The organism is Streptomyces sp. NPDC020801 (genome assembly GCF_044334385.1).
In the GTDB taxonomy this organism is placed as follows: Bacteria; Actinomycetota; Actinomycetes; order Streptomycetales; family Streptomycetaceae; genus Streptomyces.
The window spans coordinates 206,318-230,606 of the sequence record NZ_JBIRST010000003.1; the positions used below are offsets into that span (position 1 = coordinate 206,318).

General features: G+C 72.0%; 27 protein-coding genes and 1 pseudogene. 11 read left to right on the forward strand and 17 right to left on the reverse strand.

The genetic code is table 11. The features are described from left to right. Nucleotides 1-110 precede the first annotated feature (110 nt). The 4 genes from msrB to ACH4UM_RS08365 all read right to left on the reverse strand — a co-directional run bounded on the left by msrB (nt 111) and on the right by ACH4UM_RS08365 (nt 4,172). The gene (msrB, locus tag ACH4UM_RS08350) at nt 111-518 is read right to left on the reverse strand and encodes a peptide-methionine (R)-S-oxide reductase MsrB (RefSeq protein ID WP_398175375.1); all 408 of its coding nucleotides are present in this window, start codon (nt 516-518) and stop codon (nt 111-113) included. An 18-nt stretch (nt 519-536) separates the two neighbouring features. Further along, entirely contained in the window at nt 537-1,928 is a 1,392-nt protein-coding gene (gene murC, locus ACH4UM_RS08355; RefSeq protein ID WP_398175377.1) for a UDP-N-acetylmuramate--L-alanine ligase, read from the reverse strand. A gap of 73 nt (nt 1,929-2,001) precedes the next feature. Next, on the reverse strand, nt 2,002-2,475 hold the full coding sequence (locus ACH4UM_RS08360; RefSeq protein WP_398175379.1) for an indole-3-glycerol phosphate synthase: 474 nt from the start codon (nt 2,473-2,475) through the stop codon (nt 2,002-2,004). A gap of 869 nt (nt 2,476-3,344) precedes the next feature. Continuing rightward, entirely contained in the window at nt 3,345-4,172 is an 828-nt protein-coding gene (locus tag ACH4UM_RS08365; RefSeq protein WP_398175381.1) for a pyrimidine reductase family protein, read from the reverse strand. A 37-nt stretch (nt 4,173-4,209) separates the two neighbouring features. Here ACH4UM_RS08365 and zapE point away from each other — a divergent pair, with 37 nt between their 5' ends. From zapE to ACH4UM_RS08405, 8 genes are all read left to right on the forward strand, one after another. After that, nucleotides 4,210-5,325, forward strand: a complete 1,116-nt coding sequence (gene zapE / locus ACH4UM_RS08370) for a cell division protein ZapE (RefSeq protein ID WP_398175383.1) — start codon at nt 4,210-4,212, stop codon at nt 5,323-5,325. A 233-nt stretch (nt 5,326-5,558) separates the two neighbouring features. Continuing rightward, nucleotides 5,559-5,957 (forward strand): hypothetical protein, encoded by a 399-nt coding sequence (locus tag ACH4UM_RS08375; RefSeq protein WP_398175385.1) that lies wholly within the window; start codon nt 5,559-5,561, stop codon nt 5,955-5,957. A 225-nt stretch (nt 5,958-6,182) separates the two neighbouring features. After that, nucleotides 6,183-6,761 carry a carbonic anhydrase gene (locus ACH4UM_RS08380; RefSeq protein WP_398175387.1) on the forward strand — a complete coding sequence of 193 codons (579 nt, stop codon included), beginning with the start codon at nt 6,183-6,185 and terminating at the stop codon, nt 6,759-6,761. A gap of 8 nt (nt 6,762-6,769) precedes the next feature. Continuing rightward, on the forward strand, nt 6,770-8,242 hold the full coding sequence (locus ACH4UM_RS08385; RefSeq protein WP_398175389.1) for a SulP family inorganic anion transporter: 1,473 nt from the start codon (nt 6,770-6,772) through the stop codon (nt 8,240-8,242). A gap of 158 nt (nt 8,243-8,400) precedes the next feature. After that, complete coding sequence (locus tag ACH4UM_RS08390) at nt 8,401-9,354, forward strand: slipin family protein (RefSeq protein WP_398175391.1); 954 nt, start codon at nt 8,401-8,403, stop codon at nt 9,352-9,354. A gap of 203 nt (nt 9,355-9,557) precedes the next feature. Beyond that, nucleotides 9,558-10,109: a YbhB/YbcL family Raf kinase inhibitor-like protein gene (locus tag ACH4UM_RS08395; RefSeq protein WP_398175393.1), complete on the forward strand. Its 552-nt coding sequence runs from the start codon at nt 9,558-9,560 to the stop codon at nt 10,107-10,109. 158 nt (nt 10,110-10,267) lie between these two features. Further along, on the forward strand, nt 10,268-11,140 hold the full coding sequence (locus tag ACH4UM_RS08400; protein ID WP_398175395.1) for a polysaccharide deacetylase family protein: 873 nt from the start codon (nt 10,268-10,270) through the stop codon (nt 11,138-11,140). Between the two features lie 26 nt (nt 11,141-11,166). Then, entirely contained in the window at nt 11,167-11,355 is a 189-nt protein-coding gene (locus ACH4UM_RS08405) for a hypothetical protein (protein WP_398175397.1), read from the forward strand. A gap of 312 nt (nt 11,356-11,667) precedes the next feature. On the opposite strand, the gene ACH4UM_RS08410 is transcribed toward ACH4UM_RS08405, so the two are convergent. Genes ACH4UM_RS08410 through ACH4UM_RS08425 form a run of 4 tightly spaced genes read right to left on the reverse strand, consistent with a single transcriptional unit; the run spans nt 11,668 to nt 13,690 of the window. Continuing rightward, nucleotides 11,668-12,213: a DUF3618 domain-containing protein gene (locus tag ACH4UM_RS08410; protein ID WP_398175399.1), complete on the reverse strand. Its 546-nt coding sequence runs from the start codon at nt 12,211-12,213 to the stop codon at nt 11,668-11,670. Then, the gene (locus ACH4UM_RS08415) at nt 12,210-12,677 is read right to left on the reverse strand and encodes a phage holin family protein (RefSeq protein ID WP_398175401.1); all 468 of its coding nucleotides are present in this window, start codon (nt 12,675-12,677) and stop codon (nt 12,210-12,212) included. The genes ACH4UM_RS08410 and ACH4UM_RS08415 overlap by 4 nt, the downstream gene beginning before the upstream one ends. Nucleotides 12,678-12,731: 54 nt before the next feature. Then, nucleotides 12,732-13,475 (reverse strand): hypothetical protein, encoded by a 744-nt coding sequence (locus ACH4UM_RS08420; protein WP_398175403.1) that lies wholly within the window; start codon nt 13,473-13,475, stop codon nt 12,732-12,734. Beyond that, entirely contained in the window at nt 13,472-13,690 is a 219-nt protein-coding gene (locus tag ACH4UM_RS08425; protein ID WP_398175405.1) for a hypothetical protein, read from the reverse strand. The genes ACH4UM_RS08420 and ACH4UM_RS08425 overlap by 4 nt, the downstream gene beginning before the upstream one ends. Before the next feature lie 93 nt (nt 13,691-13,783). Between ACH4UM_RS08425 and dapA the strand changes: the two genes are divergently transcribed. Both dapA and ACH4UM_RS08435 read left to right on the forward strand, forming a co-directional pair. Then, nucleotides 13,784-14,791 carry a 4-hydroxy-tetrahydrodipicolinate synthase gene (gene dapA, locus ACH4UM_RS08430; protein ID WP_398175407.1) on the forward strand — a complete coding sequence of 336 codons (1,008 nt, stop codon included), beginning with the start codon at nt 13,784-13,786 and terminating at the stop codon, nt 14,789-14,791. Between the two features lie 67 nt (nt 14,792-14,858). Next, nucleotides 14,859-15,359 carry a hypothetical protein gene (locus tag ACH4UM_RS08435; RefSeq protein WP_398175409.1) on the forward strand — a complete coding sequence of 167 codons (501 nt, stop codon included), beginning with the start codon at nt 14,859-14,861 and terminating at the stop codon, nt 15,357-15,359. 416 nt (nt 15,360-15,775) lie between these two features. Here the strand turns inward: ACH4UM_RS08435 and dapD are convergent, their stop codons facing one another. The 9 genes from dapD to ACH4UM_RS08480 all read right to left on the reverse strand — a co-directional run bounded on the left by dapD (nt 15,776) and on the right by ACH4UM_RS08480 (nt 23,526). Then, nucleotides 15,776-16,765, reverse strand: a complete 990-nt coding sequence (gene dapD / locus ACH4UM_RS08440) for a 2,3,4,5-tetrahydropyridine-2,6-dicarboxylate N-succinyltransferase (RefSeq protein ID WP_398175411.1) — start codon at nt 16,763-16,765, stop codon at nt 15,776-15,778. Between the two features lie 193 nt (nt 16,766-16,958). Continuing rightward, entirely contained in the window at nt 16,959-17,291 is a 333-nt protein-coding gene (locus ACH4UM_RS08445) for a metal-sulfur cluster assembly factor (protein ID WP_102928049.1), read from the reverse strand. Continuing rightward, nucleotides 17,288-17,755 carry a Fe-S cluster assembly sulfur transfer protein SufU gene (gene sufU, locus ACH4UM_RS08450; protein ID WP_398175413.1) on the reverse strand — a complete coding sequence of 156 codons (468 nt, stop codon included), beginning with the start codon at nt 17,753-17,755 and terminating at the stop codon, nt 17,288-17,290. The genes ACH4UM_RS08445 and sufU overlap by 4 nt, the downstream gene beginning before the upstream one ends. Nucleotides 17,756-17,776: 21 nt before the next feature. Then, complete coding sequence (locus ACH4UM_RS08455; RefSeq protein WP_398175415.1) at nt 17,777-19,033, reverse strand: cysteine desulfurase; 1,257 nt, start codon at nt 19,031-19,033, stop codon at nt 17,777-17,779. Further along, the gene (gene sufC / locus ACH4UM_RS08460; protein WP_398175417.1) at nt 19,030-19,794 is read right to left on the reverse strand and encodes a Fe-S cluster assembly ATPase SufC; all 765 of its coding nucleotides are present in this window, start codon (nt 19,792-19,794) and stop codon (nt 19,030-19,032) included. The genes ACH4UM_RS08455 and sufC overlap by 4 nt, the downstream gene beginning before the upstream one ends. A 7-nt stretch (nt 19,795-19,801) precedes the next feature. Continuing rightward, nucleotides 19,802-20,122, reverse strand: a complete 321-nt coding sequence (locus tag ACH4UM_RS08465) for a non-heme iron oxygenase ferredoxin subunit (RefSeq protein WP_398175419.1) — start codon at nt 20,120-20,122, stop codon at nt 19,802-19,804. Further along, nucleotides 20,119-21,303, reverse strand: a complete 1,185-nt coding sequence (sufD, locus tag ACH4UM_RS08470) for a Fe-S cluster assembly protein SufD (protein WP_398175421.1) — start codon at nt 21,301-21,303, stop codon at nt 20,119-20,121. Before sufD ends, ACH4UM_RS08465 begins: the two co-directional genes overlap by 4 nt. 61 nt (nt 21,304-21,364) lie before the next feature. Next, entirely contained in the window at nt 21,365-22,786 is a 1,422-nt protein-coding gene (gene sufB / locus ACH4UM_RS08475) for a Fe-S cluster assembly protein SufB (protein ID WP_398175423.1), read from the reverse strand. After that, nucleotides 22,783-23,526 (reverse strand): helix-turn-helix transcriptional regulator, encoded by a 744-nt coding sequence (locus ACH4UM_RS08480; protein WP_398175425.1) that lies wholly within the window; start codon nt 23,524-23,526, stop codon nt 22,783-22,785. Before ACH4UM_RS08480 ends, sufB begins: the two co-directional genes overlap by 4 nt. 186 nt (nt 23,527-23,712) lie before the next feature. Between ACH4UM_RS08480 and ACH4UM_RS08485 the strand changes: the two are divergent. Beyond that, nucleotides 23,713-24,259: pseudogene (locus ACH4UM_RS08485) on the forward strand (AAC(3) family N-acetyltransferase); the annotation flags it as partial. Nucleotides 24,260-24,289 lie beyond the last annotated feature (30 nt).

Below are 24,289 nucleotides of genomic sequence, written 5' to 3' on the forward strand. Positions count from 1 at the left end.
GGGCTGTACGCCGGGTGCAGTGCGAGCAGCCTTCGCTCGTGGCTCCCGCCGAAGGCCCGAATCCAGGCCAAGCCCTCGGCGTCACCCGAACGGCGCAACTGACTGCCGTGTCACTCCTTGTCGGGCGTCAGCCGCAAAGAGATCGAGTTGATGCAGTACCGCTGGTCGGTCGGGGTGGCATATCCCTCGCCCTCGAAGACGTGCCCGAGGTGCGACCCGCAGCGAGCACACCGCACCTCGGTGCGCACCATCCCGTGGGAGCGGTCCTGCAGCAACTCCACGGCGTCGGTGTCCTTGGGGTCGTAGAAGGACGGCCAGCCACAGTGCGACTCGAACTTGGTGTCGGAGGTGAACAGCTCGGCGCCGCAGGCCCGGCAGGAGTAGACGCCCCTGGTCCTGGTGCCGGTGTACTCACCGGTGAACGCGGGCTCCGTGGCGGCCTGACGCAGCACGGCGTACTCGGCCGGGTTCAGCTCCGCGCGCCACTGCTCGTCCGGCTTCTCGACGTCGTACGACATGAGCCCTCAGCCCCTCGCTCAGTTGTTCCGCAAACGGTCCAGGATGCGCGGTCCGAGGTCGGTGACGTCGCCCGCGCCCATGGTGAGAACGAGATCACCGGCCTTCGCCATTCCCGCGGCCACGTCCGGCACCTCCGCCTTGTCGTGGACCGCGGTGACGTCGGCGCCGGCGGCCCGGGCGGCCTCGATGATCAGCTCGCTGGTGACGCCGGGGATCGGGTCCTCGCGGGCCGGGTAGATGTCCAGGACGACGGAGGCGTCGGCGAGGGCCAGTGCCTGGCCCATCTCCTTGGCCAGCTCCTGGGTGCGGGAGAACAGATGCGGCTGGAAGACGACCAGGATCCGGGCGTCACCGGCGGCCGCGCGCATCGCCTCCAGATCGGCGGTCATCTCGGTGGGGTGGTGGGCGTAGGAGTCGATCACCTGGACACCGGCCGCCTCGCCCTTGAGCTGCAGGCGCCGCTTGACACCGGTGTAGGCGGCCAGGGCGCGGGCGAGCTCGGCGGCCGGGACGCCCAGGGCCACGCCGGCGGCCAGCGCGGCGACGGCGTTGTGCGCGTAGTGGCGGCCGGGGACGGAGACCTCGAAGGTGAGCTCCGTGCCGTCCAGCAGGACGGTGACCTGGCTCTTCAGGCCCTGCGGCACGACGGACAGGACCCGCACGTCGGCGTCGGGCGCGTCGCCGTACGTCACGGTCCGCACCGATCCGGCCAGCCGCCGGGTCAGCTCCCGCGCGCCCTCGTGGTCCGCCGAGATCACCAGCGTGCCGCCGGGGACGATCTTTCCGGCGAAGGCCTGGAAGGACTCGTAGATCTCGTCCATCGAGGCGTAGTTGGCATGGTGGTCGAGCTCGACGTTGAGGACGATGGCGACCTCGGGTGCGTACTTGTGGAAGCTGCGGTCCGATTCGTCCGCCTCGGCGACGAAGATGTCGCCCTCGCCGTGCAGCGCGTTGGAGCCGGGGGCGTCCAGGTCGCCGCCGATGGCGTACGAGGGCTTCAGGCCCAGCTCGGTGAGGGAGACGGCCAGCATCGAGGTGGTCGTGGTCTTGCCGTGGGTGCCGGCGACCGCGATCGGGCGCAGGCCCTCCATCAGGGCGGCCAGGGCGTCCGAGCGGTGTACGACCGGGATGCCCAGCTCGGCCGCGCGCACCAGCTCGGGGTTGTCCGCGCGGATCGCCGAGGAGACGACGACGCAGGTGGCGTCGTCGGCGAGGTGCCCGGCCGCGTGCCCGATGTGCACCGTGGCGCCCAGCGCGCGCAGCGCCCCGGCGGTGGCCGACTCCTTGGCGTCGCTGCCCGCCACCTGGGCGCCGCGCTGCGCGAGGATCTTCGCGATGCCCGACATCCCGGCGCCGCCGATGCCGATGAAGTGCGGTCGGTCCATGGCGGTAGGAAGGCCGGGTGCCATGCGCTTTTCTCCCAGGTGGTACGGCTGCGGTACGACGGTGCGCGCACCGCTGGCGCGGGGGCGCCGCCCAAGCCTATGCCTTGCTGTGGGAGAACAGCTTCAGGACCGGTACGCCGACCTTGTGACGGGCCCGCGAGGCCCAGTCGCGGTGGAAGAACTCCTCCACGTAGTGCGGGTCGGTCAGGACGATCACCTCGTCGGCATCGGTCTCGGCGACCAGGGCCTTCAGGGCGTCCAGCGGGTGGTCCTCGACCAGCCGCCCCTCGGCCTCGCTGCCCGCCGCGCGCAGGGCTCTGAGGGAGACGTCCAGGGCCTGCTCGCCCTCGCCCTTCGCGGCCTCGCCCTCGGGGGTCTCGCCCTCGCGCGCCGCCTCGTCGAGTTCGCCGAGCGCGATGTCGTCGATGGCCCGCAGCAGGCGGTCCGCCTGGTCGCCGCGCGGCTGGAGCAGCACATGGAAGAAGACCGGCTCCTCGCCGTGCAAGGTGGTGACGAACTCCACGTCGGCGGACGTCAGGGCCTTCTCGATCATCAATACGCTTGTGAACACCAGGCGCCCTTTCTCCTCCGAGGGCCGCGGCCCTCTCACTACCTCCGCGGGCCGTACCAGCCCCTGCGGAAACCATCCTGCCCCGTGATCTCACGGCTATCGCCGGATTTAGTGTGCCCACCCCACCTCAACCGGAATGACCAATTCCGGCAACGCAGGGACCACCGGCCACGAACCTGGGGCCCGGCAGCCACGAATCCCGGGCCCAGCGGCCGCGAATCGGGGCCGAGTGGCCGCCGCGTGCGGGCAGGACGGGCCACGATTCGCGGTGGCCCCGGGGATCCCGGGGAGGCGGGCCGCGCATCGCGGGAGGCAGGCCGTGAGTCGCGGGGAGGCGGGCCGCGCATCGCGGGCCGGGTGCCCGCCGATCCGGGGACGGGTGAAGCGCGGACCGGCGGTTCTCCGGCCGGGGACCCACCGGCCCGATGGGTGAGCCGCGGCTCCAGGAGGGCGACGGCGGTGGATCACGGGACGCGTGGCCGGGGAGATGACGCGTGGCCGGGGAGATGACGCGTGGCCGGGGAAATACGGGCAGGTACGCCGCGAACCCAGGGACGTCGACCGGCACGCCGGCCACGGACGGGTGAACCGCGGCTCCAGCAGGACGTCGGCCGTCGCCCGGGGAACGCGTTGCCGCGGTTCGCGGGCAGGTGCCGCGAACCCCGGTACGTCCACCCGCCCGCCGGACCCCGGGACGAGGGAGCCCCGAATCCCCGGCCGGGGACCCACCGGCCCCGGGGACGGGTGAGACCCGGCTTCAGGAGGACGGCAGCCGTCGCCCACGGGACGCCTGGCCGGGGATTTCGCAGACGGGGCCAAGCCGGAAGGCGGGACCGGGTTCGCGGGGCCGGTGGGGAGAGCGGTGCCGGTCACGCTCGGTGGTAACGGCTGAAGAGGAAGCCTTCCTCCTCCAGGAGGGAGGCCAGGGCGAAGTGCTGGGGGACCTTGATCGTGGGGCCGCCGGCGATGCGCTGGGCGTCGCCGGCGGTGAGCATCGGGGAGATGGTCAGGCACAGCTCGTCGAGGACGCCGGCGGAGACCAGCTGGCCGAGCAGGCGCGGGCCGCCCTCGGTCAGCAGGCGGGTGTGGCCGAGTCCGGCCAGGGCCTGGACGGCGCGGGCCGGGTCGATGCCGATGCCGTCGCCGGCGATCACCACCCGGGCGCCCGCCTTCTCAGCGGTGGCGATCCGGTCCGGGGCCGCCGCCGCGCCCGTGAGGATCAGGGTGGGCACCAGGGGCGAGGTGAACAGGGGCAGCGAGAAGTCCAGGTCCAGGCTCGCGGTGACGATCGCGATCGCAGGGGCCGGCCCCTGCCCCGCGGCCGCCCGCAGCGCCGCGAACTCCTCCCGCGCACGGGCCGGCCGGTACCCCTCCTGGCGTACCGTTTCCGCGCCCACCACCACCACGTCCGACAGCGCCCGCAGCGTGCCGAAGATCCGCATGTCGGTGGCGCTGGAGATGGGCTGCGAACGGCCCTCGTGCTGGGCGGCCCCGTCGAGCGTGGCGACCATGTTGGCCCGCAGCCACGGCTCCCGCCCCCCGGGACCGCGCTCGGGGTAGGCGTAGGCGGCGGCCAGCTCGGCGAGGGTCCACTCACGGTGCGCGGGGGCACCGGGCACGCTCGCACCACCGGCCCCGCGCGTCCCGCCCGGGGCCCGGGCTGCTGTTTCGTCGGTCACAGGGAACAGGCGTCGCATGCGGTGCAGTGTTCCACGCCGCTTACCATGGGGAACCGTGTCGTCCTCCACAGCCGCCTCCGGGCTCAGCCCCCTGACCGACGCGGCCCCGCCGTCCCTGTGCGCCCGCGAGCCGCACGTCCCCGCGGACCGGCTGGTCGCCGAGATGGTGCCGCCGCCGCGCTTCGACGCGGTGCGCTTCGCGACGTACCTCCCGGACCCCAAGCAGCCCAGCCAGACCGGGGCCGTGGGGTCGCTGGAGGACTTCGCGGCCGGGCTCGGCGGCGGGGCGCAGGCCGGCGGTTCCGGCAGGCGCGGCCTCTTCGGATTCGGCAAGGGCAGGGGCAAGGCCGCCAAGGCCCCGGCCGGCCCCCGCGGGGTCTACCTCGACGGCGGCTACGGCGTAGGCAAGACCCACCTGCTCGCCTCCCTCTGGCACGCCACGCCGGCCGAGCCCGAGCGCAAGGCGTTCGGCACGTTCGTGGAGCTGACCAACCTGGTCGGCGCCCTGGGCTTCCAGAAGACGGTCGAGACGCTCTCCGGCCACCGCCTGCTGTGCATCGACGAGTTCGAGCTGGACGACCCCGGCGACACCGTGCTCGTTTCCACCCTGCTCGGCAGGCTCGTCGAGGCGGGTGTGGCGCTCGCCGCCACCTCCAACACGCTGCCGGGCAAGCTCGGCGAGGGCCGGTTCGCGGCCGCCGACTTCCTGCGCGAGATCCAGGGCCTGTCCGCGCACTTCCGCGCGCTGCGCATCGACGGCGAGGACTACCGTCACCGCGGGCTGCCCGAGGCGCCGGCGCCGTACTCCGACGAGCAGGTGACGAAGACGGCGTACGCCACCGAGGGCGCCTCGCTCGACGACTTCCCGCACCTTCTCGACCACCTCGCGCGCGTCCACCCCAGCCGCTACGGCGCCCTGACCGACGGTCTGAAGGCGGTGTGCCTGACCGACGTGCGCCCGGTGCCCGACCAGTCGACGGCACTGCGGCTCGTCGTCCTCGCGGACCGGCTCTACGACCGTGAAGTGCCGGTGCTGGCCTCGGGGTTGCCCTTCGACCAGCTGTTCAGCCAGGAGATGCTGAACGGCGGCTACCGCAAGAAGTACTTCCGCGCGATATCCCGGCTCACCGCACTCGCCCGGGACGCCAAGGGACTCGTCGAGGCCCGCTGACCTCCCCACCCCGCCACTCCCCTCACCTCCCCTGACTGCCCCTCACATACCTGAGCACGCCGCCCCGGTCAAGGGCCGGTTCACGCCAACCCACCCGCATTTTTCACGCTCTCTTTGCCGTGAAACGTGGAGTTGACCCAGCAAACAACCTCGCAGGGTTACCGTATCTCTTGACGAGCCCTTGACCAGCCATTGGTCGGCACTGGAGACGCGAAGTCGACGGAGGGAGGCGCATGTTCCGAGGTACAGCGGCCCGGACCGTACTCGCACTCCTCGCCGCCGCCCTGCTGGCCCTCCCCTTCTTCGCACCGGCCACTTCCTTCGCATCCGCGCACACGTTCGGTCAGGCCGAGGCCAAGACCGCGACCGGAACCATGCGCTCCGGCGGGATGCCGCGCGATGAGCGCGCCACGGTCCGCGACTGCGGACCGACCGGGAACCCGACCGGTCCACTGCACAACCGCGACCGCCACCGCAGCGTCGACTCCGGCCCCGAGGCGCCCGAGCGCCCCGCGCCGGGTCAGGATTCCGAGGCCGCCCGCGAACCGGCCGCACCCGGTGCCGCGCACGCGCGCACTCCGAGACCCTCGGCCGGCCGCACCCCGGCCGCGCTCCAGGTCTTCCGCTGCTGAGCCACAGGGACACCCTGCCGAGCGGCACCACACTCCCGTGGCCGCCCGGCCACGCCGATCCCCGCCTGCGGACAGGCGGCTGAACGGCTGACCGGCTGAACCATCCAGCACCCGAGCGACCGATCACCCAAGCGCCCGAGCGGCGCTGCCCCGCGGCACAGCGCTTCCCCCCACCACTGTCGTGCAAGCCCGACGCGCCCCCACGACGCGCCAGGAGGTCACCACATGCAGCCCCTCATCGACAACGCCCGTACGTTCGGACAGCGCCCTGAGGAGTTCGCCGAACTCGCCGAAGGCCAGTCCCCCGAGGTCCTGTTCATCACCTGCTCCGACTCCCGGGTCGTCCCGGCCCTGATCACGGGCGCCCGCCCCGGCGAGCTCTTCGAGCTGCGAACCGCGGGCAACATCGTGCCCCCGTACGCCTCCGAGCACCCCACCAGCGAGGCGGCCACCATCGAGTACGCGGTGGAGGTGCTCGGCGTCCGTGACGTCGTCGTCTGCGGCCACTCGCACTGCGGCGCCGTCGGTGCCCTCGTCCGTGGCGACGACCTCGACGCCGTACCCGCCGTCCGCGACTGGCTGGCCGGTGCCACCCCCCGGCCCAAGGGCGCCGTGGAGGACCCCGCGGTCGCCGAGGGCGTCCAGGGGCACGTCCTGGCGCAGCTGCTGCGGCTGCGCTCGTACCCGTGCATCGCGGGGAAGCTGGCGGAGGGCCGGCTGAACCTGCACGCCTGGTACTACGAGGTGCACACCGGTGCCGTCCTCGCGCACCGCCCGCAGACCGACACCTTCACGGCCCTGTGAGCGCCGCCATGACGACCGCGACAGCCAGGTTCCCGTTCCTGAGGCAGGACTTCGCCGCCTCCCTCGTCGTCTTCCTGGTCGCGCTGCCGCTGTGCGTCGGCGTGGCCGTCGCCTCCGGCGTCCCGGCCGAACTCGGCCTGGTCACCGGCATCGTCGGCGGCATCGTCACGGGGCTGCTGCCCGGCAGCCGCCTGCAGGTGTCCGGCCCGGCCGCCGGACTGACGGTGCTGGTCCTCGAGGCCGTCCGGCAGTTCGGGCTGCCGGCGCTCGGCGTGCTGGTGCTGGCCACCGGGCTGCTCCAGCTCGCCATGGGCGCGCTGCGGCTGGGCCGCTGGTTCCGGGCGATCTCGGTGTCGGTGGTCGAGGGCATGCTGGCCGGCATCGGGCTCGTGATCATCGCGGGCCAGCTGTACGCGGCGGCCGGCCTGAGGGCCCCGGTGTCCGGGCTCGGCAAGATCGCGGGGATGCCGGCGGCGCTCGCCGACGTCCTCGGCAGCACCGAGGCCCTGGTCTCGCTGGGGGTCGGCGCGGGCACCATAGCCGTGCTCGTGCTGTGGAAGCGGCTGCCGAAGCGGGTACGGGCCGTACCGGGGGCGCTCACCGCGGTACTGCTGGCGACCCTGGCCTCCCTCGCCCTCGGTCTGCCGGTCGCCACGGTGGAGGTACAGGGCCTGCTCGGCGCGATCCAGCCGCCCGGCACGGACGCCCTCGGCAAGCTGGCGAACCCGGCGGTCTACGGCACGATCCTCGCCTTCACGCTCATCGCCTCGGCGGAGAGCCTGTTCAGCGCGGCGGCCGTGGACCGGCTGCACGACGGCCCGCGCACGCGGTACGACAAGGAGCTGATGGCCCAGGGCGCGGGCAACGCGGTGTGCGGTCTGGTCGGCGCGCTGCCGATGACCGCGGTGATCGTGCGCAGCTCCGCCAATGTCCACGCCGGCGCCCGCACCAAGGCCTCGCGAGTGCTGCACGGCGTGTGGCTGCTGCTGTTCGCCGCGCTGCTGCCGTCCGCGCTGGCGCTCATACCCCTGCCGGCCCTCGCCGGCATCCTCGTGCACGCCGGCTGGAAGCTGATCCCCTTCCGCCAGGTGGCGTCGCTGTGGCGCACATACCGGGGCGAGGCGCTGATCCTGGTGGTCACGGCCGTGTCCATCGTCGCGGTGAACATGTTCGAGGGCGTGCTGATCGGCCTGGCCCTGTCGGTGGCCAAGACCGCCTGGGAGGCCTCGCACGTGAAGCTGGAGGTGGTCGACAAGGGAGCGGGCCCGGTACGGGCGAATCTGTCGGGCAACGCGACCTTCCTGCGGCTGCCACGGATCCTGGACAGCCTGGAGGCGCTGCCCCAGGACCGGCCCGTGGAGCTGGACCTGGCCGGGCTGCACCATCTCGACCACGCCTGCCGTACGGCGCTGGAGAACTGGGCGGAGCGCCACAGCGCCGCCGGCACCGAACCGGTGAGGGTCACCAAGCCGATGGCGTGACCCCACGGCGTGACCGACAGCGCTGCCGGTCCAGGGCCCGCCCCCGGTCGCCCGGCCACGGTGACTCGGTCCCGGTCGCTCGACCGCGATCCCGTACCGGGCATATCGTTGCATCAAACCCATATGGGGCACGGACGGCTGGTATAGGAGTCGTCGTCATGGTGCAGGAAGTAGTGACCACAGTGATCGCCGCGGGCTGTGTGGGGCTCGTGTACCTCGCCGCCGCGGTGCGGGTCGTCAAGCAGTACGAGCGCGGAATCGTGTTCCGGCTCGGCCGGCTGGCCGGCGAGGCGCGCGCGCCCGGTCTGGCGTTGATCGTGCCGTTCGTGGACCGGATGTACAAGATCAACATGCAGATCGTCACGCTGCCGATCCCCGCCCAGGAGGGCATCACCCGGGACAACGTGACGGTGCGCGTGGACGCCGTCGTCTATTTCAAGGTGGTCGACGCGGCGAACGCGCTCATCCGCGTCGAGGACTACAAGTTCGCCGTCTCGCAGATGGCCCAGACGTCGCTGCGCTCGATCATCGGCAAGAGCGACCTCGACGACCTGCTGTCCAACCGCGAGAAGCTCAACCAGGGCCTGGAGCTGATGATCGACAGCCCGGCCGTGGGATGGGGCGTGCAGATCGACCGCGTCGAGATCAAGGACGTCTCCCTGCCCGAGTCGATGAAGCGGTCCATGGCCCGGCAGGCCGAGGCCGACCGGGAGCGGCGCGCCCGCATCATCAACGCGGACGCGGAGTTCCAGGCATCGAAGAAGCTGGCCGAGGCCGCCCAGCAGATGGCGGCCACACCGGCGGCCCTGCAACTGCGGCTGCTCCAGACCGTGGTCGCGGTCGCCGCCGAGAAGAACTCCACGCTCGTCCTGCCCTTCCCCGTAGAGCTCCTGCGCTTCCTGGAGCGGGCCCCGCAGCAGCCGGAACCGGAGCCACGGCGGCCGGCCGCCCGCGACACCGATGCGCCCCGGGAGGTCGAGCAGGCCACCGACCGCGCCGCCACCGGCCCCGAGGCGAACGGGTTCACCCCCGGCGATGCCGCCACCACCCCCGTCAGATCCACGGCCGACGCGGTCGCCTCCGACCCCGTCACCCAGTCCACCGAGGAGTGACTCCTCGGCCTCCGCCCCCGCCACTGCCTCTGCCCTTGCCCCCCTCTGCCCCCGCTACGACCCGCCCCGCTACGACCCGACCCCGACCCGCACCAGCAGAGCAGCCCGCCCACACGCCCGTGCCCCGCGCCGGGGGCGCCGGGAGCCGGTCGGTCGTCGCCGTGCGGTAGCGGTCGGTGCGGGGCGCGGATAGCGTGCCGGGCATGCGGAGCAGGGGTGTGTTGGGCGGCGCGGCGCTGACGCTGGCGCTGGTCTCGGCCTGCGGGGGCGGCGGAGGCGATCCGGCCGGCCCCACGCCCACCGCCGCACGGCGGATGACCGTCTCGAGCCCGGCCTTCGCCGACGGCCGCACCATCCCCCGCCGCTACACGTGCGCGGGCGAGAACGTCTCGCCGCCGCTGACGTTCTCCCGGATCCCGGCGCACACCGCCGGCCTCGCCCTGCTGGTCGAGGACCCCGACGCACCGCACGGCACGTACACGCACTGGCTGGTGTGGGACATAGACCCGCACACCACGCACCTGGACGCGGGCACGGCACCCCCAGGGGCCGCCGAGGGGCGCAACAGCTTCACGAAGAAGGGCTACAGCGGCCCCTGCCCGCCCCACGGCACACCGCACCACTACGTCTTCACGGTCTACGCCGCCGACCGGCACCTCGGCCTCGGCCCCCGGTCCACGGCCGGCGACGTGCGCCACGCCCTGACCGGCCACGCACTGGCCGTCGGTACCCTCACCGGCCGTTTCGGCCTCTGAGCACCCGTCCTCGCCCGCTGAACCGCTGAGCACCCGGCAGCAGGACTGCAGGACCGGTGCCCTCGGGCGGGTGATCCCGGCGACCGGGGACCACCGCGCGGGTGATCGCACGGCCGCGCTGCCGTTCATATGACCGGCAGGCGTCCTACTTTCGTCCGGTGATCCGACTTGTACGACGAATTACGGCCACCTGCGCCCTGAGCGCCGCCCTCGCCACCGCCCTCGCAGCCTGCGGCACCGCCCAGGCCCCCCAGGCCGGACGACCGGCCCCCTCGAAGTCCCCCGCCGCCACCGCGAGCACCGCGGCGCCCTCCCGGCCGCCGACCCTCACGTCCGGCCCCGGCGGCCTGACCCCCGTCTTCACCAACGGCCCGCGAACCAAGGGGAAGACGGTCGCCTTCACCTTCGACGCCGACATGACCGCCGACCAGGGACCGCGCGCGGCGGCGGGCGAGCACTTCGACAACCCGGCGCTCATCGCCGCGCTGCGCGCGCTGAAGGTGCCGGCCACGGTGTTCATGACGGGCCGCTGGGCCGAGGAGTACCCGGACGAGGCCCGGTCCATCGGCCACGACCCCCTCTTCGAGCTCGCCAACCACTCCTACAGCCATTACGCCTTCACCGGGGACTGCTACGGACTGCCGACGGTCTCCGCCGACCGGATGCGCTCGGACGTGGAGCGCGCGTACACGGCGTTCCGCAAGGCGGGCGTGGCGCACGCCATGCCGTACTTCCGCTTCCCCGGCGGCTGCTACGACAAGCAGGCGCTGCGGGCGCTCAGCGGTCTCGGCGTCACCGCCGTCCAGTGGGACGTGGTGAGCGGCGACGCCTTCGCGTCGGACGCGGACGCGGTGGCGCGGCAGGTGCTGGACGGGGTGAAGCCGGGCTCGGTCGTGGTCATGCACTGCACCCGCAGCGCCGCCCCGACGACCGAGCGGGTGGTGCGGGCGGTCGTGCCGGAGCTGCGCAAGAAGGGCTACCGCTTCGTGAAGGTGTCCGACCTGATCGGCGCCGCGACCGGCCGCTCCTGACCGTCCGGCCGTCCTACCCTGAAGTCATGAGTGACGACGGCTCCATCGACTACTGCCTGATCGACGCGGCCGGGCCGCCCAGGGCCGGCGGGCCGCCGTACGCGGAGTGCGTGCTGTGCCGGGAGCCGACGGAGTACCCGGAGTCGTACAAGGGGATCACCCTGTGCCCCGTCTGCGAGTGGCAGGAGGCGCAGCGTACGGCCTGCTCGGGATGACGGGACGGACGCGGGAGGGACGCGGGACGGACGCGGGAGGGACGCCGGGAGGGACACCGGACCGGGCACCTGGGCGGGTGCCGGGACCGGTGCCGCACCGGGTGCGGCACGGACCTGGTGCGCCTGGTGCGCCTGGGCGCTCTCCCATTCGGCGCAGTTCAGGACGGGGTGCCGGTGTGGACGTGGTGAGCCGGCAGGTCGCCGGCGGGCCGGGGGCGGCGCTGCCCGGCGGCGGCACGAGGCCGCCCCCGCCGGTGGGGCGGGGGCGGCCTCGGCCGATACGTGTGGGGCGGCCGGATGGGCAGGCGGCCGTCAGTGGTGCCGGTAGTGGCGCAGCAGCAGCACCGCCGTCACGAGAGTCGCGCCCGCCGCGCCCGCGATCATCAGCGGCCGCGGGTTGCGGCGGCACGCCTGCACCGCGGACTCCATGCTCCGCGGGACGGAGTGCTCGACCGTGTGGCCCGCCTGTACCGCCCGCTCCTGGACCGTGTGGCCCGCCTGTACCGCCCTTTCCTGGACCGTGTGGCCGGCATGGCTCGCCCGCTCCTGGGCCAGGTGCCCGGCGTGCACCGCCTTCTCCTGGGCCCGGTGCCCGGCCTGGGTCGCCGTTTCCTGGACCCGGTGCCCGGCCTGCGCGGCGGTGCTGCGCAACTGGACCGTCATCGCGCCGGCCTTGTCCCGCAGGTCGGCCGCGCGGGCCCTGGCCCGGCCCTTCACATCGGCCTTCGCGGCCAACTCCTCCACAGTGTCGCCCAGTTGACTCCTGGTCTGTGCTATCTGCTGCCTGAGCTCGTCGGGGCCCTTCGCGCCGGTGGCCCGCTCCGGCCCCCCGTCCGCCCCGTGCGTCATGTCCGTCATCGGTGGTGCGCCCTTTCCCTGATTTCCTCGACATCCGCCTTGACGCTGCCGAGCGTCTCCTCCGGTGTGGGCGGTGCGGCGCGCCGCAGCTGGGCGCGGCCGGCCAGCGCCAGCACACCCGCGACCGCGAACAGCACGGCCGTCACGATGAGCGCCGAGGCCCACACGGGCAGCGCCAGCGCGATCGCGGCGACGGCCGTGCCCGCCAGCGCGATCAGCCCGACATAGCCGATGGCGCCGGCGGCGCCGAGCAGCTCGCCGCCGCGGCTCATGCGCCGCCCCTTCTGGGCCAGCTCGACCCGGGCGAGGCTCATTTCCTGCCGTGCGAGCTGGGAGAGCTGTTCGGTCGCCTGCTGGACGAGTTCGCCCACCGAACGGTCGCCCACCGAACGGACGCCCGCCGAGTGGCCGACCACCGGGTGGTGCTCGTCGCGCACAGGCCTGGCATCGATGGTCCCGGTCACGGTGTCCCGCCTCCTCTCGGTCCGGAACCCCCGGGTACCCCCCTGGTGCCTCCGCTACCCCTGGCCCGCGCCGCCAGGCCCCCGCTCGCCGAGCCGGCCCAGCTGCGTCTGGAACCAGTCGAGCCGCGCCTGCAACAGTGCGGCCTCGGCGACGAGTTCCGGAACCCCGAGCCCTTCGGGCCCGCCCGGCCCCGCAAACCCGCCGGGCACCGCCGATCCGGCAGCCGATCCGGCAGCCGGACTCCCGGCCGGACCCGGGAGGCCGCCGCCGGCCACGACGCGCAGCCCGTCCCCGGCCAGCCGGGCGAAACCGGCGAGGGTCAGCGAAGTACGGCCCCGCGCACAGCCCGCGCACGCGGCGGCCAGGGCGTACCAGCCCGGTCTGCCCCAGCCGGCGTCGGCCAGCGCGCCGGCGGGCGCGCCACAGGCGCACGGCCCCACGATTGCCTCGCGCACCCGCTGGCGGGCGTAGCGGAAGCCGCGCTCGAAACGGATGTAGGCGCCGAGGACGGAGACCTCCAGCAGTACGGCCGCCCGGTGCTCGGCCGTGCACAGCAGCGCCTCGGCGGCCGCGCGTTCGTGCACGCAGTGGAAGCCGCAGTCGCACAGGCGCACGGGCGGCCGGTGCCGGCGGCCGTAGACGCAGGCCGCGTCGGCGACGACGCCGTACGGCAGCGCGCCGCCGAGCGACACACCGGTGAAGTGGGCCCGGGTGCCGTCCCTGGACAGCACCGGGTGGGCGATCTTGTATCCGGTCGGCGGCTCCGTCGGGCGTTCCGCGGGCAGCCGCAGCCTCATCGGGCGGCCGGGACCTCTTCGGGCGCGGCAGCCTGCGGCTCCGGCTGCCGGATCTGCTGGATCTGCTGGATGTCCTCTGGAAGTTCCAGCTCCTCGCCGGCGGCCCGCGGCCGCTCCTGAGCGACTCCGGTGGCCAGTGCCTTGCCGAGCTTCATGACGCCTCCCATGACCTGCCCGTCGGTGACCTCCTGCCATGGTGACCCATGACGGGCCATTTTGGACAGGGGACCATCTATCCAGCGATGCTTATCAATATCGCGTAGAAGAATTAAGTGGTGCTTCACGATCGGGCTGCCGACACTACCCCCATGACGATCGCAGCGACCCCAGATCCTCCCTTCGGCCGCGCCCTGTGCGCCATGATCACGCCCTTCACCACGTCGGGCACGCTCGACCTGGACGGCGCCCAGCGGCTCGCCGCCCGGCTGGTGGCCGAGGGGTGCGACGGTCTTGTGCTCAGCGGAACGACGGGCGAGTCCCCGACCACGACGGACGGCGAGAAGGCGGCCCTCGTCCGGGCGGTGCGCGAGGCGGTCGGGGACCGCGCCTCGATCGTCGCGGGCGTGGGTACCGCGGACACCCGGCACACCGTCGAGCTGGCGCTGGCGGCCGGGAAGGCGGGCGCCGACGCGGTACTGGTGGTGACGCCGTACTACAGCAGGCCGCCGCAGGACGCCGTCGAGGCGCACTTCCACGAGGTCGCGGACGCCTCCGCGGTGCCGGTCGTGCTGTACGACATCCCCGGCCGCACCGGCACCCGCATCGAGCCGGACACCATGCTCCGGCTGGCCGAACACCCGCGCGTCGTCGCGGTCAAGGACTGTTCCTACGACTTCCTCGGCGTCCAGAAGCTGCTGGCCCGCACGGAGTTGGCGTTCTACGCGGGCTGCGACGAGCACAACCTCGCCCTGTACGCCGTCGGCGGCGCCGGATACGTCAGCACGGTCGCCAACGCCACGCCACGCCAACTCCGCGCCGTTCTGGACGCGTTCGACGCGGGTGACACCACACGGGCGGCCCGGCTGCAGCAACAGGCCACCGAACTCATCGAGTTGATCATGTCTGCCGGCCTGCCCGGCACGGTCACCGTCAAGGGCCTGCTCGGCGCGCTCGGGCTGCCCGCGGGCCCGGTGCGCGCGCCGCTGCGGGCCGCCGGCCCGGAGACGGTCGACAGGCTGGTGACGGCGTACGAACGGCTGACGACGGCCCAAGGGCCGGTCACCGCGGACGAGCGCCCGGTGACGGCGGCCGAACCGGTGGTGACGGCGGCCGAACCGGTGCCGGTGCCGGCGGCCGAACGGCCGGTGGCGGAGTAGGAGGCCGCCGGACCGCGGACCGCGGATGGTCCGCCGGCCTCCTGCCCCGGTGTCGTACGGTGGCCCCGTGAGCCGCCCACTGCTGTTCCTCGACGTCGACGGCCCCCTCAACCCGTGGGCGGCCCAGCCGGAGCAGCCCGAGGGCTATACGACCATCACGGTGGCCCTGCACCCGGGCCGGGCGCTGCGGGTCCGGCTGAACCCCTCGCACGGCCCGGCGCTGCTGGCGCTCGGCTACGAGCTGTGCTGGGCCACCACGTGGATGGACTCGGCGAACCGCTGGATCGGCCCGGTCGTCGGCCTGCCCGAGCTGCCGTACGTCGACTTCGGCACGGGCCTGTTCGCCGTCCGGCCCGACGCGGTGCACTGGAAGACCGAGGCGATCGTGGCGTACGCCGCCGGGCGCCCCTTCGCCTGGGTGGACGACGAGCAGAGCCCCGCGGACACGGCCTACGTGGCCGCCGAGCATCCCGGGCCGGCGCTGCTGCACCTCGTCGACGCGGAGGCCGGACTGCGGCAGCCGGACTTCGCGACGCTTGCGGAGTTCGCCAACTCCCTGAAGCCGTAACGGGCACCGGCACGACGGCGCATCGCCGCTTCGGGTGAGCTGAGGTCCCAGCTGCCGCGGCGCGGACATCGGGTGTTCGCCACTCCGCACGCGACGGTGTTCGGCCTTCCGCCGGCGGTCTCCGCGATGCTGGAACACGCCGGGTCCTGGCCGAGCTGTGTGACACCCAGCCCGACCTGCCGTGTGTCGTGGGCTCCCCGGGCGTGGGACGTCCCGAGCGGGTGGGGCAGGTGGAGCTGTTCCCCCACGTGGCCGTGCAACGACCGTACGGCGCCGGACACGCAAGGCGCCCTCCCGGGCCGTCCTCGGGCCGTGGAAGGGCGCTCAGCGACGACCGACGCCGACGACTGCCGACAGCTCGGCAGCAGGTCAGGACGTCGATCGATGAGGCGGCCGCAGGTCACGGCCGCCGGTGGTCAGTTGTGGCTGTGCAGGATCTCGTTCAGGCCGCCCCAGACCGCGTTGTTCGGGCGGGCCTCGACCGCGCCGGTGACCGAGTTGCGGCGGAAGAGGATGTTGGAGGCACCGGAGAGCTCGCGGGCCTTGACGATCTGGCCGTCGGGCATGGTCACCCGGGTGCCGGCGGTGACGTAGAGGCCGGCCTCGACGACACACTCGTCGCCGAGGGCGATGCCCACGCCCGCCTCGGCGCCGACCAGGCAGCGCTCGCCGATGGAGATGATCACGTTGCCGCCGCCGGAGAGCGTGCCCATCGTGGAGGCGCCGCCGCCGATGTCCGAGCCGTCGCCGACCACGACGCCCGCGGAGATGCGGCCCTCGACCATGGAGGTGCCGAGGGTGCCCGCGTTGAAGTTCACGAAGCCCTCGTGCATCACGGTGGTGCCCTCGGCGAGGTGCGCGCCGAGGCGGACCCGGTCGGCGTCGGCGATGCGGACGCCCCTGGGGGCGACGTAGTCCGTCATGCGCGGGAACTTGTCGATGGAGGTCACCTGCAGGTGCAGGCCCTCGGCACGGGCGTTGAGGCGCACCTTTTCGACGTCGTCGACGGCGACCGGGCCGAGCGAGGTCCAGGCGACGTTGGCCAGGAAGCCGAACATGCCGTCCAGGCTCTGGCCGTGCGGCTTGACCAGGCGGTGCGAGAGCAGGTGCAGGCGCAGGTAGACGTCGTGCGCGTCGATCGGCTTCTCGTCGAGCGAGGCGACGACCGTGCGGACCGCGACCACTTCGACGCCCCGGCGGGCGTCCGGCCCGATCGCCGCGGTCGCGCCGCCGCCGAGCAGTTCCGCGGCCCGCTCGGCCGACAGCCGCTCGGTACCGGCCGGACCGGGCTCGTCCGTCAGCTCGGGCGCGGGGAACCAGGTGTCGAGAACGGTGCCGTCGGAGGCGATCGTGGCAAGTCCGGCGGCCACGGCGCCGGTGGTGCGGGGAGCAGTCGTGTCGGTCATAGAAGGAAACCTAACGTGAGGGCGAGCGCACCGGCCAACCGGTGCCGGACCCGTCTCACGTGCCGGTCGGCCCCGCCCACGGCGTTCCGGCCGGGGACGGACGGGCCGGGGACGGACGGCCCCGCACACGGGAAACGGCGAAGTCCGGGTGGACCTCGCCGTTTCCCGTGTGCTCGGCGGCAGCCGGTGGCTCTCAGACGTTGAAGCCGAGCGCCCGCAGCTGTTCGCGGCCGTCGTCGGTGATCTTGTCGGGGCCCCACGGCGGCATCCAGACCCAGTTGATGCGCAGCTCGTTGACGAGGCCGTCGGTGGCGGACTTGGCCTGGTCCTCGATGACGTCCGTCAGCGGGCAGGCCGCCGACGTCAGGGTCATGTCGACGGTCGCGATGTTCGCCTCGTCGACGTGGATGCCGTAGATCAGGCCCAGGTTGACGACGTCGATGCCCAGCTCGGGGTCGACGACGTCCATCAGGGCCTCGCGGAGCTCCTCCTCCGAGGCCGGCTTCATCTCCACGGTCTCGCTCATGCGGTCTTCCTTTCGGCGTCGGCGCCGTCCAGCGCCTGGGCCGTCGCGTCCTTCCAGGCCATCCAGCTGAGCAGGGCGCACTTGACCCGGGCCGGGTACTTGGACACCCCGGCGAACGCGACCGCGTCCTCCAGGACCTCCTCCATCGCCTCGTCGGGCTCGATCCTGCCCTTGGACTGCATCAGCTCCAGGAAGGTCTCCTGGATCTTCTGTGCCTCGGCCAGCTCCTTGCCGACCAGGAGTTCGTTCAGCACGGACGCCGAGGCCTGGCTGATGGAGCAGCCCTGGCCCTCGTAGGAGACGTCCTTGACCGTCGTGCCGTCGTACTTCACTCGGAGGGTGATCTCGTCGCCGCACGTCGGGTTCACGTGGTGCACCTCGGCGTCGCCATCCCGAAGACCACGCCCGTGCGGGTTCTTGTAGTGGTCCAGGATGACTTCCTGGTACATCGAGTCCAGCTTCATGCGATCGCTCGTCCCGTCCCGTCAGCCGAAGAAGTTCCGTACGTGCTCCAGGCCGTCGACCAGAGCATCGATCTCGGCCGGCGTGGAGTACAGATAGAACGACGCTCGCGTGGTCGCAGGAATTCCGTACCTGAGGCAGACCGGCCGCGCGCAGTGGTGGCCCACGCGCACCGCGATGCCCTGCTCGTCGAGAACCTGGCCCACGTCGTGCGGGTGGATGTCGCCCAGTGTGAAGGAGATCGCCGCGCCCCGGTCCTCGGCCGTGGTGGGGCCGATGATCCTGAGGTCGGGCACCTCCGCCAGCCGCTTCACCGCGTACTCGGTGAGGGCGTGCTCATGGGCGAGGATCTTGTCCATCCCGATCGCGTTCAGGTAGTCGATCGCCGCGCCCAGACCGATCGCCTGCGAGATCGGCGGGGTGCCCGCCTCGAACTTGTGCGGGGCGGGGGCGTATGTCGACGAGTGCATCGACACCGTCTCGATCATCTCGCCGCCGCCGAGGAACGGAGGCAGGTCCTCCAGCAGTTCCTGGCGGCCCCAGAGCACGCCGATGCCGGTCGGGCCGCACATCTTGTGGCCGGTGAAGGCCACGAAGTCGGCCTGCAGGGCCTGCACGTCCAGCGGCATGTGGGGGGCGGCCTGGGAGGCGTCGATGCAGACCAGGGCGCCGACTTCCTGAGCCCGGCGGACTATCGCCTCGACCGGGTTCACGGTGCCGAGGATGTTGGACACCAGCACGAAGGAGACGATCTTCGTCTTCTCCGTGATGATCTCGTCGATGTTCGACAGGTCGAGGCGGCCGTCGTCGGTCAGGCCGAACCACTTCAGCTTCGCGCCCGTGCGCTGCGCGAGCAGCTGCCAGGGGACGATGTTGGAGTGGTGCTCCATCTCCGTGATGACGATCTCGGTCTCGTGGTCCACGCGGTAGGGCTCGTCGGCCCAGCCGAGCATGTTCGCCACGAGGTTGAGCGACTCGGAGGCGTTCTTGGTGAAGATCACCTCGTCGCGGCTCGGCGCGTTGATGAACGCCGCGACCTTGTCGCGTGCGCCCTCGTACAGCGCCGTGGCCTCCTCGGCGAGCACGTGCACGCCGCGGTGGACGTTGGCGTTGTGCTGTTCGTAGTACTCGGCCAGCACGTCGAGCACCTGGCGCGGGGTCTGGGAGGTCGCCGCGTTGTCCAGGTAGACGAGCTTCTTGCCGTCGTGGACGACCCGGTCCAGGACGGGGAAGTCCTTGCGGATCGCCTCGGTGTCGAGGAGGCCCGGCAGCTGTGTCACGCGGATGCGCCACCCTTCGTGTACGCCTCGTAGCCCTCGTCCTCCAGCTTGTCGGCGAGCTCGGCACCGCCGGACTCGACGATCCGGCCGCCGGAGAAGACGTGGACGTAGTCGGGCTTGATGTAGCGCAGGATGCGCGTGTAGTGCGTGATCAGCAGGGTGCCGACCTCGCCGGTCCCGCGGACGCGGTTCACGCCCTCGGAGACGATCCGCAGGGCGTCGACGTCCAGGCCGGAGTCCGTCTCGTCGAGAATCGCGATCTTCGGCTTGAGCAGCTCCAGCTGGAGGATCTCGTGGCGCTTCTTCTCACCGCCGGAGAAGCCCTCGTTGACGTTGCGCTCGGCGAAGGAGGGGTCCATGTGGAGACGCTCCATGGTCTCCTTGACCTCCTTGACCCAGGTGCGCAGCTTGGGGGCCTCGCCGCGGATCGCGGTCGCGGACGTGCGCAGGAAGTTGGAGACCGAGACGCCGGGGACCTCCACCGGGTACTGCATCGCCAGGAACAGGCCCGCGCGGGCGCGCTCGTCGACGGACATCTCCAGGACGTCCTCGCCGTCGAGCAGCACGGTGCCGCCGGTGACCGTGTACTTGGGGTGACCCGCGAGCGAGTAGGCGAGGGTCGACTTGCCCGAGCCGTTGGGGCCCATGATGGCGTGCGTCTCCCCCTGCTTCACGGTGAGGTCGACGCCCTTGAGGATCTCCTTCGTGGCGTTGTCGGCCTCGACGGTGACGTGCAGGTCTCGGATTTCAAGCGTTGCCATGGGTGCCTCAGGACTCCTGGGTGAGGGAGACGAGCACGTCGTCCCCTTCGATCTTTACGGGGTATACGGGGACGGGGCGCGTCGCGGGAAGGCCGGACGGCTTGCCGGTGCGCAGGTCGAAGCTGGAGCCGTGCAGCCAGCACTCGATCTGGCAGTCCTCCACCTCGCCCTCGGCGAGCGAGACGTTCGCGTGCGAGCAGATGTCGAAGATGGCGAACACCTCCCCCTCGGTCTTCACGACCGAGACCGGCGTGCCGTCGAGTTCCACCCGCTTCGGGGTGTTCTCCTCCAGCTCGCTCAGCCCACAGGCGCGTACGAAGGTGGTCATGCGACCGACGCCTCCAGCTCCTGCTCGATCTTGGCGATGAGGCGCTCCTCGATGTCGGCGACACCGATCTGCTGGACCAGCTCGGCGAAGAAGCCGCGGACCACCAGGCGGCGGGCGTCGTGCTCCGGGATGCCGCGGGCCATCAGGTAGAAGAGCTGCTCGTCGTCGAAGCGGCCGGTGGCGGAGGCGTGGCCGGCGCCGACGATCTCGCCGGTCTCGATCTCCAGGTTCGGCACGGAGTCGACCCGGGCGCCGTCGGTCAGAACCAGGTTGCGGTTCATCTCGTAGGTGTCGGTGCCCTCGGCCTTGGCCTCGATCAGCACGTCGCCGATCCACACGGCGTGCGCGTTGTCGCCCTGGAGCGCGCCCTTGTAGGCGACGTTCGACTTGCAGTGCGGGGTGTTGTGGTCGACCAGGAGGCGGTGCTCCTGGTGCTGGCCCGCGTCGGTGAAGTAGAGCCCGAACAGCTCGGCCTCGCCTCCGGTGCCCGCGTACGACACTCGCGGGTGCAGTCGTACGAGGTCGCCGCCGAAGGTGACCACGACCGACTTGAAGGAGGCGTCGCGGCCGACCAGCGCGTTGTGCTGGCCGACGTGGACGGCCTTCTCGTCCCAGTCCTGGACCGACACGACGGTCAGCTTGGCGCCGTCGCCCAGCACGTAGTCGACGTTGGCGGCGAGCACCGCGTCACCGGTGTGGTCGATGACCACGACCGCCTCGGCGAAGGCGCCCAGCTCGATCACCTGGTGGCCGTAGGCGGTGCCGCCCTCGCCGTGCACGCCGATGCGGATCGGCTCGGTGAGGACGGTCTCCTTCGGCACGGTCACGACCGAGGCCTTCTCGAAGGCGGAGTACGCCTGGGCGGCGACGCGGTCCACCGGGGTGCCCGCCCTGCCGAGCCGGGCGTCGTCGCGGCCGACGGTCTCGACCCGCACGCCCTCGGGAGCCTCGACGACGACCTTCACGCCCTCGCCGGTCGCGACCGCGGTGCCGTCGTGCAGCCCGCGCAGGCGCTCCAGCGGAGTGAACCGCCACTCCTCCTCACGGCCGTGCGGGACCGGGAAGTCCGCCACGTCGAAGGAGGGCGGCGCGCTCATGCGCGTGGCGACGGTCGACTCGGCGGCGACCGCGATCTGGCCGGCGGTGGTGGAGCCCACCGGAATGTTCTGAGCCTCAGCCATGGCTGTCGTTGTGCTCTCTTCCTACGTCAAGAAATCTGCTGCTGCCTGCGGAGGACGGGGGTCAGCCGACCGCGCCTTCCATCTGCAGCTCGATCAGCCGGTTGAGCTCGAGGGCGTACTCCATGGGCAGCTCCTTGGCGATGGGCTCGACGAAGCCGCGCACGATCATCGCCATCGCCTCGAACTCGCTCAGACCGCGGCTCATCAGGTAGAAGAGCTGGTCCTCGGAGACCTTGGAGACGGTCGCCTCGTGGCCCATGGACACGTCGTCCTCACGGACGTCGACGTACGGGTACGTGTCGGAGCGGGAGATCGTGTCGACGAGCAGCGCGTCGCACAGCACGTTCGACTTCGACCCGGCGGCGCCCTCGCCGATCTCGACCAGTCCGCGGTAGGAGGTGCGGCCGCCGCCACGCGCCACCGACTTGGAGACGATGTTGGAGGAGGTGTTCGGCGCCATGTGGACCATCTTGGAACCGGCGTCCTGGTGCTGGCCCTCGCCCGCGAAGGCGATGGAGAGGGTCTCGCCCTTGGCGTGCTCGCCCATCAGGTAGACGGCCGGGTACTTCATCGTCACCTTGGAGCCGATGTTGCCGTCGATCCACTCCATGGTCGCGCCCTCGTAGGCCACGGCGCGCTTGGTGACCAGGTTGTAGACGTTGTTCGACCAGTTCTGGATGGTCGTGTAGCGGCAGCGGGCGTTCTTCTTGACGATGATCTCGACGACCGCGGAGTGCAGCGAGTCCGACTTGTAGATCGGGGCCGTACAGCCCTCGACGTAGTGCACGTAGGCACCCTCGTCGACGATGATCAGCGTGCGCTCGAACTGGCCCATGTTCTCCGTGTTGATGCGGAAGTAGGCCTGGAGCGGGATCTCCACGTGCACGCCCGGCGGGACGTAGATGAAGGAGCCGCCCGACCACACGGCGGTGTTCAGCGACGCGAACTTGTTGTCACCGGCCGGGATGACCGTGCCGAAGTACTCCTTGAAGAGCTCCGGGTGCTCCTTCAGCGCGGTGTCGGTGTCCAGGAAGATGACGCCCTGCTCCTCCAGGTCCTCGCGGATCTGGTGGTAGACGACCTCCGACTCGTACTGGGCGGCGACACCGGCGACGAGGCGCTGCTTCTCCGCCTCGGGGATGCCCAGCTTGTCGTAGGTGTTCTTGATGTCCTCGGGCAGGTCCTCCCAGGACTCCGCCTGCTTCTCCGTGGAGCGCACGAAGTACTTGATGTTGTCGAAGTCGATCCCCGACAGGTCCGAGCCCCAGTTCGGCATGGGCTTCTTCTCGAAGAGCCTCAGGCCCTTGAGACGGAGCTTGGTCATCCACTCCGGCTCGTTCTTCTTCGCGGAGATGTCCCGGACGACGTGCTCACTCAGACCGCGCTTGGCAGAGGCTCCGGCCTCGTCGGAGTCGGCCCAGCCGTATTCGTACTTGCCCAGGCCCTCGAGTTCGGGGTGGGCAGTCTCCGTGGGGAGAGTCATGCGGGGTTCCTCCCGGCCGTGCTAGCAGATGCGTCGTTGGAAATCTTGGGGATGAACGTGGTGCAGACGCCGTCGCCGTGGGCGATGGTCGCCAGTCGCTGGACGTGAGTACCCAGCAGTTCGGCGAAGATCTCCGTCTCCGCCTCGCACAGCTGGGGGAACTGCTCCGCGACATGGGCGACCGGGCAGTGGTGCTGACAGAGCTGCTCGCCGACCGGTGCGCTCCGCGCCGTAGCAGCGTACCCGTCTGCACTCAGGGCCTTGGCCAGCGCTTCGGCGCGCTTGTCGGGGGTGGCACCCTCGATGGCCTTGCGGTACGCGCTCGCCTGCGCGGCGATCCGGGCCCGGGCGAAGGCGGCGACCGCCTCCTGGCCGCCCTCCTGCCGGGCGATCCAGCGCAGCGCGTCCGCGGCGAGCGTGTCGTACGACTGGTCGAAGGCGTCCCGGCCGCAGTCGGTGAGCGCGAAGACCTTGGCGGGACGGCCGCGGGTACGCGCCCCGTACACCCGCTGTTCCCGGGCCTCGACGACGTCGTCGGCGACCAGGGCGTCCAGATGGCGCCGCACGGCGGCCTGGGTGAGCCCCAGCCGGCCGGCCAGTTCGGCGACGGTCGACGGGCCGTGGTCCAGGATGGACCGCGCGACCCGGTTGCGTGTCGAACGGTCCGAGCGCAACCCAGCCGCGAGCTCCTCCTGAGGGGCCCCCGTGGGGATCTCCCGAGCCTCGCCGACGTTTTTCACAACGCCATTGTTGCGTAATTCCTCGAGCCGTGACAAGCGGCGCTGGTCCGGGTGGACGGTGCCCTGTGTCACTTAGGTGAACCTAATCCGACCTGCGGAAACGGTCGGCGGCCCGGCGGTCGCCGGGGACGGCCCGATCACTTCGGTGGCGCCGGCGAGGGGCTTCGGCGACGCTCCACGACCCCGCCGACACCCCCTCCGACCGGGCCCTCTTGTGACCCGGGACACCGTCGCGGCCCAGCTGCGCGAGCCGGGTGTGCGCCCGGGCGGGATCCTTCCGGTGCACTCCTCGCCGAGTTCCCCCGGCCGGGTCTGCGGCGGAGCCGTCTCGGTCGTCCTGGGGCCCTCTGGGCCGGGGGTACCGCCCGCGCCGTCGAGGCGGTGGGGAACAGCCCGCCGGCCGGCCTGGAGGCCCTCGGCGCCCGGGTGCTCCTGCTGGGTTGCCGGGTACGCTCCTGCACCTGCTTCCATCTGGCCGGGTACCGGACACCGGCACCGCTGGCCGACGTGGGACGGCCCGGTCCGGGCGGGTGGGAGACCGTGACCGGGGTGTCGATCGCCTCCGTGCGGTTCGGCGGGCCCGGACACGACTTCGAACGGGACCGTGCGGTCGTCCGGGGAAAGGTGGGCGCCGCCGCGGCCGTTCGGCCTGGCCGGCGCGGTGGCCGACGCCGAGCGGTGGCCGCCGGTGCACCGGCCCCGTGAGGAGGAGTTCTGCCACCCGCCCGTCTGAGGCGCACGGCGCGTACCTAGACTCTGGACC

Bases quoted from the DNA above. Each gene is read 5' to 3' on its own strand.
- msrB (WP_398175375.1), bottom strand. From the start codon at position 518: ATGTCGTACGACGTCGAGAAGCCGGACGAGCAGTGGCGCGCGGAGCTG.
- murC (WP_398175377.1), bottom strand. From the start codon at position 1,928: ATGGCACCCGGCCTTCCTACCGCCATGGACCGACCGCACTTCATCGGC.
- ACH4UM_RS08365 (WP_398175381.1), bottom strand. From the start codon at position 4,172: ATGCGACGCCTGTTCCCTGTGACCGACGAAACAGCAGCCCGGGCCCCG.
- ACH4UM_RS08375 (WP_398175385.1), top strand. From the start codon at position 5,559: ATGTTCCGAGGTACAGCGGCCCGGACCGTACTCGCACTCCTCGCCGCC.
- ACH4UM_RS08380 (WP_398175387.1), top strand. From the start codon at position 6,183: ATGCAGCCCCTCATCGACAACGCCCGTACGTTCGGACAGCGCCCTGAG.
- ACH4UM_RS08385 (WP_398175389.1), top strand. From the start codon at position 6,770: ATGACGACCGCGACAGCCAGGTTCCCGTTCCTGAGGCAGGACTTCGCC.
- ACH4UM_RS08390 (WP_398175391.1), top strand. From the start codon at position 8,401: ATGGTGCAGGAAGTAGTGACCACAGTGATCGCCGCGGGCTGTGTGGGG.
- ACH4UM_RS08395 (WP_398175393.1), top strand. From the start codon at position 9,558: ATGCGGAGCAGGGGTGTGTTGGGCGGCGCGGCGCTGACGCTGGCGCTG.
- ACH4UM_RS08405 (WP_398175397.1), top strand. From the start codon at position 11,167: ATGAGTGACGACGGCTCCATCGACTACTGCCTGATCGACGCGGCCGGG.
- ACH4UM_RS08410 (WP_398175399.1), bottom strand. From the start codon at position 12,213: ATGACGGACATGACGCACGGGGCGGACGGGGGGCCGGAGCGGGCCACC.
- ACH4UM_RS08420 (WP_398175403.1), bottom strand. From the start codon at position 13,475: ATGAGGCTGCGGCTGCCCGCGGAACGCCCGACGGAGCCGCCGACCGGA.
- ACH4UM_RS08425 (WP_398175405.1), bottom strand. From the start codon at position 13,690: ATGGCCCGTCATGGGTCACCATGGCAGGAGGTCACCGACGGGCAGGTC.
- dapA (WP_398175407.1), top strand. From the start codon at position 13,784: ATGACGATCGCAGCGACCCCAGATCCTCCCTTCGGCCGCGCCCTGTGC.
- dapD (WP_398175411.1), bottom strand. From the start codon at position 16,765: ATGACCGACACGACTGCTCCCCGCACCACCGGCGCCGTGGCCGCCGGA.
- ACH4UM_RS08445 (WP_102928049.1), bottom strand. From the start codon at position 17,291: ATGAGCGAGACCGTGGAGATGAAGCCGGCCTCGGAGGAGGAGCTCCGC.
- sufU (WP_398175413.1), bottom strand. From the start codon at position 17,755: ATGAAGCTGGACTCGATGTACCAGGAAGTCATCCTGGACCACTACAAG.
- sufC (WP_398175417.1), bottom strand. From the start codon at position 19,794: ATGGCAACGCTTGAAATCCGAGACCTGCACGTCACCGTCGAGGCCGAC.
- ACH4UM_RS08465 (WP_398175419.1), bottom strand. From the start codon at position 20,122: ATGACCACCTTCGTACGCGCCTGTGGGCTGAGCGAGCTGGAGGAGAAC.
- sufD (WP_398175421.1), bottom strand. From the start codon at position 21,303: ATGGCTGAGGCTCAGAACATTCCGGTGGGCTCCACCACCGCCGGCCAG.
- sufB (WP_398175423.1), bottom strand. From the start codon at position 22,786: ATGACTCTCCCCACGGAGACTGCCCACCCCGAACTCGAGGGCCTGGGC.